At 70.7% G+C, this 12,893-nt stretch carries 9 protein-coding genes, 1 tRNA gene, 1 other RNA gene and 3 pseudogenes; 10 read left to right on the top strand and 4 right to left on the bottom strand.

Annotated elements, in window-relative coordinates:
• Positions 1-35 precede the first annotated feature (35 nt).
• Together ACFYXB_RS20395 and ACFYXB_RS20390 are read left to right on the top strand one after the other, a co-directional pair.
• Positions 36-656 carry an IS607 family transposase gene (locus ACFYXB_RS20395; protein WP_389584545.1) on the top strand — a complete coding sequence of 207 codons (621 nt, stop codon included), beginning with the start codon at positions 36-38 and terminating at the stop codon, positions 654-656.
• Positions 653-2,662, top strand: coding sequence for a zinc ribbon domain-containing protein (locus ACFYXB_RS20390; RefSeq protein WP_389584174.1), 2,010 nt, complete (start codon positions 653-655; stop codon positions 2,660-2,662). Before ACFYXB_RS20395 ends, ACFYXB_RS20390 begins: the two co-directional genes overlap by 4 nt.
• A gap of 5 nt (positions 2,663-2,667) precedes the next feature.
• Here the strand turns inward: ACFYXB_RS20390 and ACFYXB_RS20385 are convergent.
• A pseudogene (locus ACFYXB_RS20385) lies at positions 2,668-3,180 on the bottom strand (helix-turn-helix domain-containing protein); the annotation flags it as partial.
• A 140-nt stretch (positions 3,181-3,320) separates the two neighbouring features.
• On the opposite strand from ACFYXB_RS20385, the gene ACFYXB_RS20380 reads away from it, so the two are divergent.
• Positions 3,321-4,340, top strand: a complete 1,020-nt coding sequence (locus ACFYXB_RS20380; RefSeq protein WP_389584171.1) for an NAD(P)-dependent alcohol dehydrogenase — start codon at positions 3,321-3,323, stop codon at positions 4,338-4,340.
• Here the strand turns inward: ACFYXB_RS20380 and ACFYXB_RS20375 are convergent.
• Together ACFYXB_RS20375 and yaaA are read right to left on the bottom strand one after the other, a co-directional pair.
• Complete coding sequence (locus ACFYXB_RS20375) at positions 4,324-4,974, bottom strand: bifunctional 4-hydroxy-2-oxoglutarate aldolase/2-dehydro-3-deoxy-phosphogluconate aldolase (protein ID WP_389584168.1); 651 nt, start codon at positions 4,972-4,974, stop codon at positions 4,324-4,326. The two genes, ACFYXB_RS20380 and ACFYXB_RS20375, sit on opposite strands and share 17 nt — an antisense overlap.
• A 64-nt stretch (positions 4,975-5,038) precedes the next feature.
• Positions 5,039-5,821 (bottom strand): peroxide stress protein YaaA, encoded by a 783-nt coding sequence (gene yaaA / locus ACFYXB_RS20370; protein WP_389584542.1) that lies wholly within the window; start codon positions 5,819-5,821, stop codon positions 5,039-5,041.
• Positions 5,822-5,980: 159 nt separating this feature from the next.
• Here yaaA and ACFYXB_RS20365 point away from each other — a divergent pair, with 159 nt between their 5' ends.
• From ACFYXB_RS20365 to rnpB, 4 genes and pseudogenes are all read left to right on the top strand, one after another.
• Positions 5,981-7,417, top strand: a complete 1,437-nt coding sequence (locus tag ACFYXB_RS20365; protein ID WP_389584166.1) for an RNB domain-containing ribonuclease — start codon at positions 5,981-5,983, stop codon at positions 7,415-7,417.
• Between the two features lie 127 nt (positions 7,418-7,544).
• Positions 7,545-8,366 carry an AraC family ligand binding domain-containing protein gene (locus ACFYXB_RS20360; RefSeq protein WP_389584163.1) on the top strand — a complete coding sequence of 274 codons (822 nt, stop codon included), beginning with the start codon at positions 7,545-7,547 and terminating at the stop codon, positions 8,364-8,366.
• Between the two features lie 49 nt (positions 8,367-8,415).
• Positions 8,416-9,243, top strand: a pseudogene (locus ACFYXB_RS20355) (DMT family transporter); the annotation flags it as partial.
• 64 nt (positions 9,244-9,307) lie between these two features.
• Positions 9,308-9,721: RNase P RNA component class A (rnpB, locus tag ACFYXB_RS20350), an RNA gene on the top strand.
• 353 nt (positions 9,722-10,074) lie between these two features.
• Here rnpB and ACFYXB_RS20345 read toward each other — a convergent pair.
• Positions 10,075-10,153 (bottom strand) — tRNA-Arg (locus ACFYXB_RS20345).
• A gap of 344 nt (positions 10,154-10,497) precedes the next feature.
• Between ACFYXB_RS20345 and ACFYXB_RS20340 the strand changes: the two genes are divergently transcribed.
• The 3 genes and pseudogenes from ACFYXB_RS20340 to ACFYXB_RS20330 form a co-directional block, all read left to right on the top strand.
• Positions 10,498-10,677: a hypothetical protein gene (locus tag ACFYXB_RS20340; protein WP_389584160.1), complete on the top strand. Its 180-nt coding sequence runs from the start codon at positions 10,498-10,500 to the stop codon at positions 10,675-10,677.
• A 3-nt stretch (positions 10,678-10,680) separates the two neighbouring features.
• On the top strand, positions 10,681-11,142 hold the full coding sequence (locus tag ACFYXB_RS20335; protein WP_389584158.1) for a hypothetical protein: 462 nt from the start codon (positions 10,681-10,683) through the stop codon (positions 11,140-11,142).
• 736 nt (positions 11,143-11,878) lie between these two features.
• Positions 11,879-12,799, top strand: a pseudogene (locus ACFYXB_RS20330) (ISAzo13 family transposase); the annotation flags it as partial.
• Positions 12,800-12,893: the final 94 nt, after the last annotated feature.

Here is a 12,893-nt window from a genome sequence, read left to right as displayed (position 1 = left end):
TAAAGATCCTGAGTGATCCTGGTAACGTGATCGCCATGGAACTTCTTCGTCTCTCAAGAGCTGCGAAGCGTCTGGGTGTTCATCCCGTAACGCTTCGCCTTTGGGCTGACTCGGGGAAGATTCCGGTGACTTGGGTGGGTCGTGAGCGTCGCTTCTCCTCGGTCGATGTCGAGGCGATGAAGGTCACCAGCGGTGCGGATCGTGTGCGCTTGGAGGCCCTGTACGTACGCGTCTCCGGTACTTCCGGGCAGGAATCCTCCCTGACCGCGCAGGAGGAGGAGCTGCGGGCCACGTCCAGCGGAGATATCGTCCGTGTCTTCAAGGACCGGTCGTCTGGCCTGCGGGAGGACCGGCCGGGGCTCAACCGGCTGCTGCGGCTGGTCGCTGACGGCAGCGTCACGGTCGTCCGCGTCACGCATGAGGACCGGCTGGCCCGCTTCGGTGTCAGGTGGCTCAAGCAGTTGTTCGCCGTGTACGGCGTGACGCTGGAAGTCCTGCACCCGAAAAGGCTCGGCGGGCGGGAGGAACTCCTCGAAGACTTCGTCTCCTTGGTCACCACCTTTGCTGGTCGCTTGTACGGGATGCGTTCGGCGGACGCTCGCAGACGGCTACTGACGGAGTCACGACAGTGCCACGATGGTGGTGAGGGCCGGTGAGCCGGAAGCTGCCGCTGGCCGAGGGCGAGACCTCCCATACCGCATGTGCCCGTGGCGTGTTGCGTGCGGGAGTGGATGAGAACAGCGGTGAACTTCTCAACTCCCCGGCGCTGAAGGAGCGCGTTGGCTGGGCTGTTGATCTGGTTTCCGGCATGGTCGCCTCGCTGTTTGAAGCGCACTGGAACACCACCGACGTGAATGTGCTGGCCTCCGGGCGGGACGCGGGCGGCAGGAAACTGCCGTCCAATGCCTGGATGGCGTTGCGGCGTCTGGGCTGGAATGCCTCCGTGCCCGAGGGCGTCAAAGCCAACGACCGCATCCTGCGCATGGCGCAGGAGCAGGCTGGGCGTACTCTGCGCTCCGCGAAGTGGCGAGCCGACCTCACTGGCGCGGTGCTTGCGACGTGGCCTGCCGATCCGGGCAAGCGCACCACCGCGGAATGGGATGCCGTCCGTGAGGCGGTACTGGGCGGGCAGTATCTGCCGGGGAGCGTCATCAACTCCCGGACCCGGCAGATTGCCGCCTTCGAGCGCCAACATGGGCGGCTGCCTGTGGATGTGTTCCAGGCGGAAGGACTGCCGTGTGTGGCGCGGATGTTGCTGCTGTCCGCGTGCGACGGGCAGCAGGCCACCATCGAACGCGGCGACGACCCCACGCGGGCGCTGCTGCGGCTGCAGCTCCCCACCCGTCCCGGACCGCAGTCCTACCGGGACTGGACATGGGTGGCTTGTCCGATCACGCTGCCGCCCACCATCCCGGTCGGCGCGGTGCTGCACCTGCCCACCCTGCGCATCCATCAGGGCAAGGTACGGGCTGATCTCGCCTACACCTATGCGGTCCCCAAGACCCGACACACGGGTCACACGGTCGCGCTCGGTGTGGACTGGGGCCTGAACACGCTCCTCAGCGCGGGCTCCGCCCGCCGAGGCGACGACGGACGCATCACCGCCCTGGGCTCCGGCGCCCAGTTCCGGGCCGCTGGCGTAGTGGCCAAGCAGCACCGCCTGCGCCGCCTGTCCGAACACCTGCACGCCAAAATCGACCATTACCAGCGACTCATCGGCGAAGACGCCGATCACCCCCTGGCCGCCAGGCACGCGGTCCTGACCGGCGAGATCACGGCGGCGTCCGAGCGCAGGTCGCACCTCAACGAGGCCCTGGCCTGGTCCGCCGCCCGCTGGGCCGTGGACCAGGCCATCGCGGCCGGTGCCACGGCCATCTACCTGGAAGACCTGCGCTCCATGGAAGCCAGGGGCATGGGCCGCAGCATCAACACGCGCCTGTCCCAGCAGGTACGCGGACAGATCGCCAACCGTGTGCGGCACCTGGCCGCCGAGACGGGCATCGCCGTGGTCACCGTTCCAGCCCGGAACACCTCCAGGCACTGCCCCCAGTGCCTGACCCCACTGTGGCACCGCAAGGCACCCGACCGGCCCACCGCTCCGGGCTGGAAATGGGCGATCTGCCCCGACCGCGACGGCTGCGGCTGGCAGGGCGACCGCGACATGGGTGCATGGCGGCGTATCGCCGCACGCGGCCTGACCCACCAGGCCGAAACCGTCACCGACCGCACCACCGGGCAGCTGGCCATCCGCAGCGTCGTGGATGAACTCGAAGCCACAGCGGTCATTATACCGACCGCACGACAAGCCAGCCGGATAGACCGGTCCAAGACCGGCCCCACCCGGCAACAACCCACACGCCCCGCGCCCAGGCGACGCAGGGCACCCTCCCCCACCAGGCCCCACGGCCCGGTGGGCAAGCGTCCGGAGGGACACGCACCCACGGATCGGACCCGGCTGCCCCGCGCAGTCCACCGGCACCAGGGCGTGACGACGATCAGCACACCCTCCCCCGGACCTCGTCCGGGGGAACCCCCATCCAGCCGACACCGGCCACGCGGGGCAACACTGGGCGCGGGCTTCCATCTCCACGCCCACGCCACCCGCCCACGATGGGAAATCCCGTTGCCAGACACTACGTCTGACACGGGATCACTTAGCTGATCAGAGACGCTCTCCACGATGTGCCGCCCCCACGCCCCCAGGTTCACCACCCGCGGCGCCATCCCGCGCGGATGCAGCGCGAGCCGCAACAGATTGACGGGCGGTTCCAACAGCGCGGCCGTGGCACCCTCCGTCAGCACCTCCAACGCCGCATTCGCCGCGACGAGTTCACCACGCGGCCCCGCCACCACCGCCGGATACGGCAGATGCCCTTCCAGGATCCCGTCCAACGCCTCTCGCACGGGCCCCAGTTCGGCCGCGGCCAGGGGTGACTCGGCGTACGCGGGTGCGTAACCCGCCGCCAGCAGCAGCGCGTTGCGCTCCCGCAGGGTCAGCTCCAGGGACTCGGCGAGCCGCAGCACGACGGCCCGACCCGGCACCGAGCGCCCCCGCTCGATGAAACTGACGTACCGCTGTGTCGTCCCGGCCCGCGAGGCGAGCTCGAGCTGACTGACCCGGCGTGCGGTGCGCCAGCGCAGCAGCTCCCGGGCGAAGGGCGGTGGTTCGACGGCGGCCATGGGTTCAGTTGTACGACACGGCTACGACAACGCGCGCGGCAGCGCTACGGCAGCTGCTGCCCCCTCCGCCTCATACCCTGCCGGGACCCATACCCTGCCGGGAATTGAGCCCCTCCGACCCGCCCGACGAGCATGACCGCATGCGCACCTACCACCTGCACACACCCGGCCGCATCGACGGCATCGTCGCCCGCGACACGGCCCACCGCCCCGCCCCCGGCCCCCGCGACATCGTCGTCCGTATGCGCGCGGTGTCCCTCAACAGGCGCGATCTGCTGATCCTGCACGGGAGGTACCCGCTCGCCGCCGCCCCCGACCAGATTCCGTTGAGCGACGGCGCCGGGGAGGTGGTCGCGGTGGGGGACGAGGTGACGCGGTTCACCGTCGGCGACCGCGTCACCAGCACCTACTTCCCGAACTGGATCGACGGCCGGATCACCCCCGCCGTCATCGACCAGCCCGGCGCCACCCTCCCCGGCATGCTCGCCGAGTACGTCCGCCTCGACCAGGACGCCGCCGTACGCGCCCCCGATCACCTCGGCTGGGAGGAGGCGGCCTGTCCGCCCTGCGCCGGCGTCACCGCCTGGCACGCGGTCACGGGAGGCGACCCCCTGCTGACCGGCGAGACGGTGCTCACGCTCGGCACGGGCGCGCTCTCGCTGTTCGCCGTGCAGTTCGCGAAGACCCGCGGCGCCGAGGTCGTCGCCACGACGTCCGGCCCGGCGAAGGCCGAACGCCTCAAGGCGCTGGGCGCCGACCACGTCATCGACCATGCCGCGAACCCGGCCTGGGCACAGGCCGTGCGGGAGGTGACGGGAGGGCGCGGGGCGGACCTGGTCGTCGAGACCGTCGGCCCGGACACGATCGAGCAGTCGGTCCGCGCGGCCGCGCTCTACGGCCGCATCGTCCTGATCGCCGCCAACAGCCCGCGGCGGGACTCGCTGGAGATCAGCACCGACGCACTGGCGTCGAGCCTGGTGACCATGCGGCGGATCTTCGTCGGCAGCCGCACGCAGGTCGAGGCGATGAACAAGGCGATCGCCCTGAACGCCCTCCGCCCCGTCGTCGACCGCGTCTTCGGCTTCGACGAGGTCCACGAGGCGTACGGCTACTACGCGAGCGGCGCGGCCTTCGGGAAGGTCGTCATCCGGATCGCCTGAGCCCTGCCGCCTCCCTGGCCAGCGTCTCGATCCGCCCCCAGTCGCGGGCGGCCACGGCGTCCGCGGGGAGCATCCAAGTGCCGCCCACACAGCCGACGTTGGGGAGGGACAGATACTCCGGCGCGTTGTGCGGTCCGATGCCGCCGGTGGGGCAGAAGCGGGCCTGGGGCAGCGGGCCGGCCAGGCACTTCAGGTAGGCGGTGCCGCCCGCCGCCTGCGCCGGGAAGAACTTCATCTCCCGCACCCCGCGTTCCAGGAGCGCCACCACCTCCGACGTGGTGGACACCCCCGGCAGGAACGGCACCCCGGACGCTCGCATCGACTCCAGCAGCGCGTCCGTCCAGCCGGGGCTCACCAGGAAACGCGCCCCGGCGGCGACGGAGTCGGTCACCTGCTGCGGCGTCAGGACCGTGCCGGCGCCGACCACCGCGTCCGGCACCTCGGCGGCGACGGCCCGGATCGCGTCGAGCGCCGCGGGCGTGCGCAACGTGACCTCGATGGCGGTCAGCCCGCCCGCGACCAGCGCCCGCGCGAGCGGTACGGCATCGGCGGCGTCCTCGATCACGACGACGGGCACGACCGGGGCGAGATCCAGTACCGAGGCAGCCGGAAGGGAGGGCAGCGGTGAGGTCATGTCCACATCGTGCCCATGACGAGCAACATGCGCAAAGATCGTTGCGCATGTTGCAACAGTCGATTCAGTAGATCTCGTCCACCAGCACGTCCAGCGACCACGGCTGCCCCGCCCGCGCGGGCGCCTGCGCCTCCACGACGTACCCGAGGTCCCGCAGCGCCTCCACCAGCCGGGCGGGGTCCTTCGGCGCGGACCCCGACGACAGCAGGCTGCGCACGATCCGGCCCTTCGTCGCCTTGTTGAAGTGGCTGACGACCTTCCGGGTCGGCGCGTGCAGCACCCGTACCGTCGCCGTCCGCGCGGCGACCTCGCCCTTCGGCTTCCAGGCGGCGGCGTACGCCGAGGAGCGCAGGTCGAGGACGAGTCCGTCGCCGGCCGCCTCGGGGAGGGCGGTGGCCATCGGGGCGCGCCAGTGCGTGCCCAGCGCGCCGACGCCGGGCAGCTTCACGCCCATCGAACAGCGGTAGGAGGGGATGCGGTCCGTCACCCGGACCGCGCCCCACAGCCCCGAGAAGACCAGCAGCGAACGCGCGGCGCGCCGCTTGGCTGCCGTGTCGAGGGAGGCCAGGTCCAGCGCGTCGTACAGGACACCCGTGTAGATCTCCCCGGCGGGGCGGGCCCCGACCGTGCGCAGTCCGGCGTTCTTCGCGACCTCGCCCCGCAGCCCCTCGCTCAGCCCGAGCACCTCGCACGCCTTCTCCTCGTCACCGGCGCACAGCTCGACCAACTCGTCGAGGACGGCCTCGCGGGCGGCGGTCAGCCCCGGCAGGGACAGCGACTCCGGCTTGAGCGGGGCGCCACGACCCGAGGACGCCTTGCCTTCGGAGGGCGGCAGCAGGACCAGCAACACGAACTCCTTCTCTAGACCTCGCGCCAGCGTACGGCGTGTCGTCCAACGGCCTCGGCGCCGGCCGATGGTGCGCATCCCGGCTTGCCTCGGGCGTAGCCGCGAACCCGCCCCGCCCCACGGCGTGCCGCGCACCCGCCGCCGCCCTACGCTCGCTGTATGCCCCGCCGCCACATCCGCGTGACCGGTGCCCCCGAGGCCCCCCTCCGGGCCGCGCTCGCGGCACTGCGTGCCGAACTCGGTGTGCCCGAGAGCTTTCCCGATGACGTGCTCGCGGAGGCCGAGCGGACGGCGAAGGCCCCGGCCCTGCCGGCATACGACGCCACGGACGTCCCCTTCTTCACCATCGACCCGCCCACCTCCACCGACCTCGACCAGGCGATGCACCTGTCACGGCAGCCCGGCGGCTACCGCGTGCGGTACGCCATCGCCGACGTCGCCGCCTTCGTCGTACCCGGCGGAGCACTCGACGCGGAGGCCCACCGGCGGGTGACCACCCTCTACTTCCCCGACGAACGCGTCCCCTTGCACCCCACCCTCCTCAGCGAGGGCGCGGCGAGCCTGCTCCCCGGCCAGACCTGCCCGGCCGTCCTGTGGACCCTCGACCTCGACGCCGACGGGCGCACCCGGGCCGTCGACGTGCGCCGAGCCCTCGTCCGCAGCCGGGCCAAGCTCGACTACGCGGGCGTACAGAAGCAGATCGACACCAAGGCCGCCGAGGAACCGGTCGCGCTGCTCAAGGAGGTCGGCGAGGCCCGTGAGCGGCTGGAAGCCGAGCGCGGCGGGATCTCGCTCAACGTGCCCGAGCAGGAGGTCGTCGAGAGCGACCACACCTACCAGTTGACCTACCGCGCCCCGCTGCCCGCCGAGCGCTGGAACGCCCAGGTCTCCCTCCTCGCCGGCCTGGCCGCGGCCGAGCTGATGCTGGCCCACGGCACCGGCGTCCTGCGCACCCTCCCGGCCGCCCCGGACGGCGCCGTCGCCCGGCTCCGCCGTACCGCGCACGCCCTGCACATCGACTGGCCGCACCACGTGTCGTACGCGGCGCTCGTCCGCTCCCTCGACCCGCACCGCCCGGAGCACGCGGCCTTCCTCCAGGAGTGCACGACCCTGCTGCGCGGCGCCGGTTACACGGTCTTCCGGGACGGCGCCCTGCCGGCGATCACCACGCATGCCGCCGTCGCCGCCCCCTATGCCCACTGCACGGCCCCGCTGCGCCGCCTCGCCGACCGCTACGCCTCCGAGATCTGCCTGGCCGCGACCGCCGGACGGACCCCGCCCGACTGGGTGCTCGCCGGGCTCGACGCACTGCCCAAGGCGATGGCCGACGGCTCCCGGCGTGCGGGCACGGTCGAGCGGGAGAGCGTCAGCATCGTCGAGGCGGCCCTGCTCAAGGACCGGATCGGGGACGTCTTCGAAGGCTGCGTGGTGGAGGTGGAGGATCGCCAACCCACCCACGGGACGGTCCAGTTGGTCTCCCCGGCAGTCATCGGCCACATCCAGGGCCCGGACCCCCTCCCGCTCGGCGAACACCTCACCGTCCGGCTCGCGGAGGCGGATCCGGGCACGACGAAGATCCTGTTCGAGCCCGCGTGAGGGCTGCTGACGGCTGGTGATCCTGGAGATCCACGGCCGCTTTCCCGACGAGGCGGACCTGGCCGCGGCATGGAAACGGGGCCTGAAGGCGTTGTACCTGCCTGTAGGAGTGTGAGGGGGGCGAGGTATGGCCGAGCAGGCGCGGTGGACCAGGGCACACATGGGCACGTGCGGCCCCCCGTTGGACCTGCTCACGGCCCGTTTCCGGCAGCACGTCTACGCCCCGCACGCGCACGAGGAGTTCACCATCGGCGTCTGCGTCGACGGCTCCGAGGTCATCGACTACCGCGGCGGCCACATCCGCACCGGCCCCGGCTCGATCGTCGTCCTGGCCCCCGGCGAGATGCACACCGGCGGCCCCGCCACCCTCACCGACGGCTACGCCTACCGCGCCCTGTACGCCGACCCCGCGCTCCTCGCCGACGGCACCCTCGGCGGCCTCCCGCACTTCCGCGAACCCCTCCTCGACGACCCCGAGCTGGCCGCCGCGTTCAGGCTCGCGCACACCGAACTGAGCGCCTGCCCCGACCCGTTGGAGGCCGAGTCCCGCGTCCCCTGGCTGCTGACGGCCCTGGCCCGCCGCCACTCCACGGCGAGCTCCGCCCCCGACCGGATCCCGGGTGCGGCCACGATCGCCCTCCGCGTCCGCGACCGCCTGGCCGACGACCTGACCGCCCCGCCCACCCTCGCCGACCTGGCGGCCGACGCCGGCCTGTCCCGCTACCAACTCCTGCGTGCGTTCCGTACGACGATGGGGATACCGCCGTACGCCTGGCTGGCGCAGCACCGGGTGAACCGGGCCCGGGGCCTGCTGGAGTCCGGGCTGCGACCGGCGGAGGTGGCCTCGCTCGTGGGCTTCGCGGACCAGGCACACCTCACCCGCTGGTTCCGGCGGGTGCTGGGGGTGACCCCGGCGGCGTACCGCGCGAGCGTGTCCCCGTCGCCGTAGCGCAACAACGTTCAAGACGCCGCACGTCGAGGCGGCCGAAACTGCCCGTATGACTGCACGTGGCTGGTTCCTGTTCTCCCTGATGGGAGTGGTCTGGGGCATCCCCTACCTGATGATCAAGGTGGCGGTGGACGGCGTGTCCCCGTCCATGGTGGTGTTCACGCGCTGCGCGATAGGCGCCGCGCTCCTGCTCCCCTTCGCGATACGCCAAGGCGGCCTGACCCGGACCGTACGAACCCACTGGCGCCCCATGCTGGCCTTCGCCTGCATCGAGATCATGGTCCCCTGGTGGACCCTGACGGACGCCGAGCGCCATCTGTCCAGCTCCACCGCGGGCCTCCTGATCGCGGGCGTGCCGATCGTCGGGGTGGCCGCGGCCCGCCTGTTCGGCGACACGGAACGGCTCGGCGCCCGCCGAATGGCCGGACTCGCGCTGGGCCTCGGCGGCGTCGCGGTCCTCACCGTCCCGCACCTGACCGGCGGCGACGCCCGCTCGCTGGCCGAGGTACTGCTGACGGTCGTCGGCTACGCGACGGCACCGGTAATCGCGGCGCGCCATCTCAAGGACGTACCGACACTCCAGCTCACGGCCCCGTGCCTGGCCCTGGCGGCGCTGGTGTACGCCCCCGCGGCGGCCGCGACCTGGCCCGCCACGACCCCTTCCCCGCAGGTCCTGTCGGCACTCGCCGGCCTGGGCGTCATCTGCACGGCGGTCGCCTTCGTGGCCTTCCTGGAACTGATCAAGGAGGCGGGCCCGACGAGGGCGACGGTGATCACGTACGTCAACCCGGCCGTCGCGGTAGCGGCGGGAGCGCTGTTCCTGGACGAACGCCTGACAGCGGGGATCGCCGTGGCCTTCGCCCTGATCCTGGCGGGCTCTGTCCTCGCGACGGCCGGACCGAAGCGCACCGCACGCCCGGTACCATGGTCGACACGGCAGACGAGCCGGGCGGACGGCCGCGTGGAGGTCCTTGTGGACCTCCCCGAGGAACGTCCGGGCTCCACAGGGCAGGGTGGTGGCTAACGGCCACCCGGGGTAACCCGCGGGACAGTGCCACAGAAAGCAAACCGCCGAGAGCTCCGGCCCTCGGTAAGGGTGAAACGGTGGTGTAAGAGACCACCAGCGCCTGAGGTGACTCAGGCGGCTAGGTAAACCCCACCCGGAGCAAGGTCAAGAGGGAGCGCCTTTTCGCAAGAAGGGGCGTTCCTGCGCGGACGCTCGAGGGCTGCCCGCCCGAGTCCGCGGGTAGACCGCACGAGGCCGACGGCAACGTCGGTCCTAGATGGATGGCCGTCTCCCCGGCCGCCGCGAGGCGACCGGGTGACAGAACCCGGCGTATAGCCCGACTCGTCTGCCATCTGGGCTTTGACCTGGGCTTATGGTCTGGTCGGGGCCCTTTACCGTGTCCAGGCAGTGCCCGCTTCGACCTGCGAGTTCCCGGGCGTTCCCGGGCGAGTGTGCACGCGTTGTGCACTCGCGTACCTCTCCGGGGAGGCGTTCAGCGGTGAGCGCTGCAGCCGAAGGCCGTCGGCCTGAGCGTCGAGCGTGAGATCACGCTGTGCGTGGTGACTGAGCTCGTGGGCGCGGTGGTAAGGCTGACGTTCCTGCCTCGCGCTGCAGGGTGCTCCCGTTGGGCAGCTGCGCCCCGCGCGGCGGCTGTTGGTGTTCTCCAGTGCGATGACGCCGGGCCGCCCAGCAGGTCCGAGCCGCCCTCGGCAGCATCCGAACCTGCGCACACGACTCCGGAGGCCGACGCGGTTCACCAGGTTTGCCCAGCTGAGAGGGCTTCGCCCGCTGCGGGCTGCCCGGCCATCCCACAGATACGCCGCGGGGCTGCCGCCGACCGCCGCTTTAGGAGTTCGATCCCGGCCCACTTCGGCTGCGGTCGGCGACTGGTGGGACGGCCGGACAGAGTCGCTGGTGTACGCCCCCGTCCGGCATCGTTGATGTCAGCCGTGGATGTCAGATGCCTTCTGATGCGTGGCTCTGGGCGGATCGGTCATTGGCATACAGGCTGCGGGGAGGGTCGCGGCGGCTGGCCAAGGGCAGCAAGCACACTCTGCCGTCTCACCGCTCGCGAATTACAGACCCCGCAACCCGGCCCGTCCGCACTGTGGCAAGGTGACCGGCATGGCGAGCACACCCGAGATGCGCGAGACATCGCTGCAACTCCTTCGCGTCGACTCCCCGGGCCTGGCCAGCCTGTCCAGGGCCCTGCTCTCGTTCGCTGAAGCCCAGCGACGGATGCAGGCCAACCTCGACATGACCGGCCTGTCCAGGGCTCTGCTCTCGTTCGCTGAAGCCCAGTGACGGATGCAGGCCAACCTCGACATGACCGGCCTGCCCCAGTTGATGAGCACAGTGGAGGGGCTCCGCACCCTCAGTCAGGCTCAGCTCATGACCGCCGCAGCCGCAGTGGAAGAGAGCTGCCGGGCCACGGCCGAGGACGACGTTCCCGAGGAACTGGTGGCCGAGCTGGAGGACACCGTTCGTGACTTCACCGCCTCGGAAGCCATCGAGTACCTTCCGGTCGAGGTGGGCCGAAAGCAGTTTGCTCTATACGTCGGCGCCGTCATCATGACGTCCTTGATGACGGTGACATTCTCCAGCGAGACCGCTGACGGCATCCTCGGCAAGTTCCTGGAGCTAAGCGGATTGGTAGCGCTCGTGATGGTCGCCGCAGAGAAGGCACACGACCGCGTCACCGTCACCAGCACCAGCACCAGCACCGAAGCGAACTCCGACGGCGTTAGCGACAGCCCCGAGGACAGCTGACCGCTACAGAACCGGGATCGACTGCGCCGGCCCCCAGTCCCACAGGCAGCGCTGTGCGTGGGGGCCCGTGCGCACGTCAAGCGCGTTGAAGCGTGCGGGCCAAGGACAAGGGCGGCGAAGGCTGGTGGGCTGTCTGCGAGGAGCACCGTGCTTCGTCGATGGTTTTGAACACGGACCCTCGGTGACCGATGACCTGCACAGCCACAACTGACCATCGGCGGCCGTGACCTGCGACCGCCTCCTCGACCAACGCTCTGACCTGCTGCTGAGCTGTCAGCAGTTGTCGACGTTGGTCATCCTTGAGCGCCCTTCCACGGCCCCAGGACGGCCCGGGAAGGGCGCTCATGCGTTGGGGGGACGCCCGCCTTGTAAGGGCGGGAGTACGGGCTGGCCCTGGTGCCCAGGTCACACGGGCTTTGGCGGCAGCCCAGGTGAACGGCGTATCTCGACTGCGTCGAACCGTCGTTGACCGTGGTTGACCGCACGATGTGGCACGAATGTGGCACGTTCCGAACGACGGAGCGCTTAGAAGGCGCCTTGCGGGTTGCATGCCATCCCTCTGTTGGCCTGTGACTCTTCCTCAACTGAGCTGCGCTGCCGGGGGAACTTCGACACGCATTCGACACGCACCGTGCTGGCGGCTGTGTACCAGGGGGCTGTCGAAAAATAACTCCTCTGCTTGCTCTGGCTGTTGGCCCCGTAGGATCCGGGTGTGTCGGAGGGGAATGAGACAGGTCTGGCGGAAGCGTTCGAGCTGTTGCTGCCGCACCTGGATGAGCGGCAGCGGCGGCTGGTTCTCGGGGCCGCTGCCGGCGTGCGGGGACGTGGCGGGATCCGCCTGGTGGCTGGGGCTGCTGGCGTGGCCGAGTCGACTGTGTCACGCGGACTGCGTGAGCTGCAGCAAGACGGTGAGCCCTCACCGCGTGTCCGGGCGCCGGGTGCGGGACGCAAGCAACTGCGGGATTCTGACCCGGATTTAGTGCCTGCACTGCTGGCGTTGGTCGAGCCGGACGAGCGGGGAGATCCGGAGTCTCCGTTGCGGTGGACGGTGAAGTCCACCCGCGCCCTGGCCGCGGAGCTCTCCCGGCGGGGGCACCGAGTCGGACATGACACGGTGGCCGCGCTGCTGAAGGCGGAAGGGTTCTCCCTGCAGGGCACCTCGCGTACCACCGAGGGTGCCCGGCATCCGGACCGGGACGCCCAGTTCCGGTACATCAACGCCCGGGTCACCGAGTACCTGACGGCCGGTGAGCCTGTCATCAGCGTGGACACCAAGAAGAAGGAGACCCTGGGCAACTACGCCGTCGGCGGGGCGGAGTGGCACCGCGCCGGGCAGCCGGTGAAGGTACGGGCCCATGATTTCCCCGAGAAAGAGGCGCTCAAGGCGGTCCCGTACGGGGTCTATGACATCGGCGCGGACGCCGGCTGGGTGTCGGTGGGCTGTGACGGGGACACCGCCGCCTTTGCGGTGGCCACCCTGCGCCGCTGGTGGGACGGGGAGGGCCGGCACCGTTACCCGACTGCTTCCCGGCTGCTGATCACCGCCGACGCAGGTGGCGCCAACGGCTACCGGGTCCGCGCCTGGAAGAAGCAGCTCGCCGACTTCGCCCTGCACACGGGACTGACGGTGACCGTGTGCCACTTCCCGCCGGGAACGCAATGCCGTTGCTTGAGGATGGCAAGCAGTTCCCCGTGACGCCGGGGCAGTGCGGTCGTTGGACCCGGTATGCATCCGTGGGTGGGGTTATCCG

The organism is Streptomyces sp. NPDC002619, from assembly GCF_042889305.1.
Classification (GTDB): domain Bacteria; phylum Actinomycetota; class Actinomycetes; order Streptomycetales; family Streptomycetaceae; genus Streptomyces.
The sequence above is the reverse complement of the archived record's forward strand: the minus strand, read 5'-3'. Positions and strand labels throughout refer to the sequence as shown.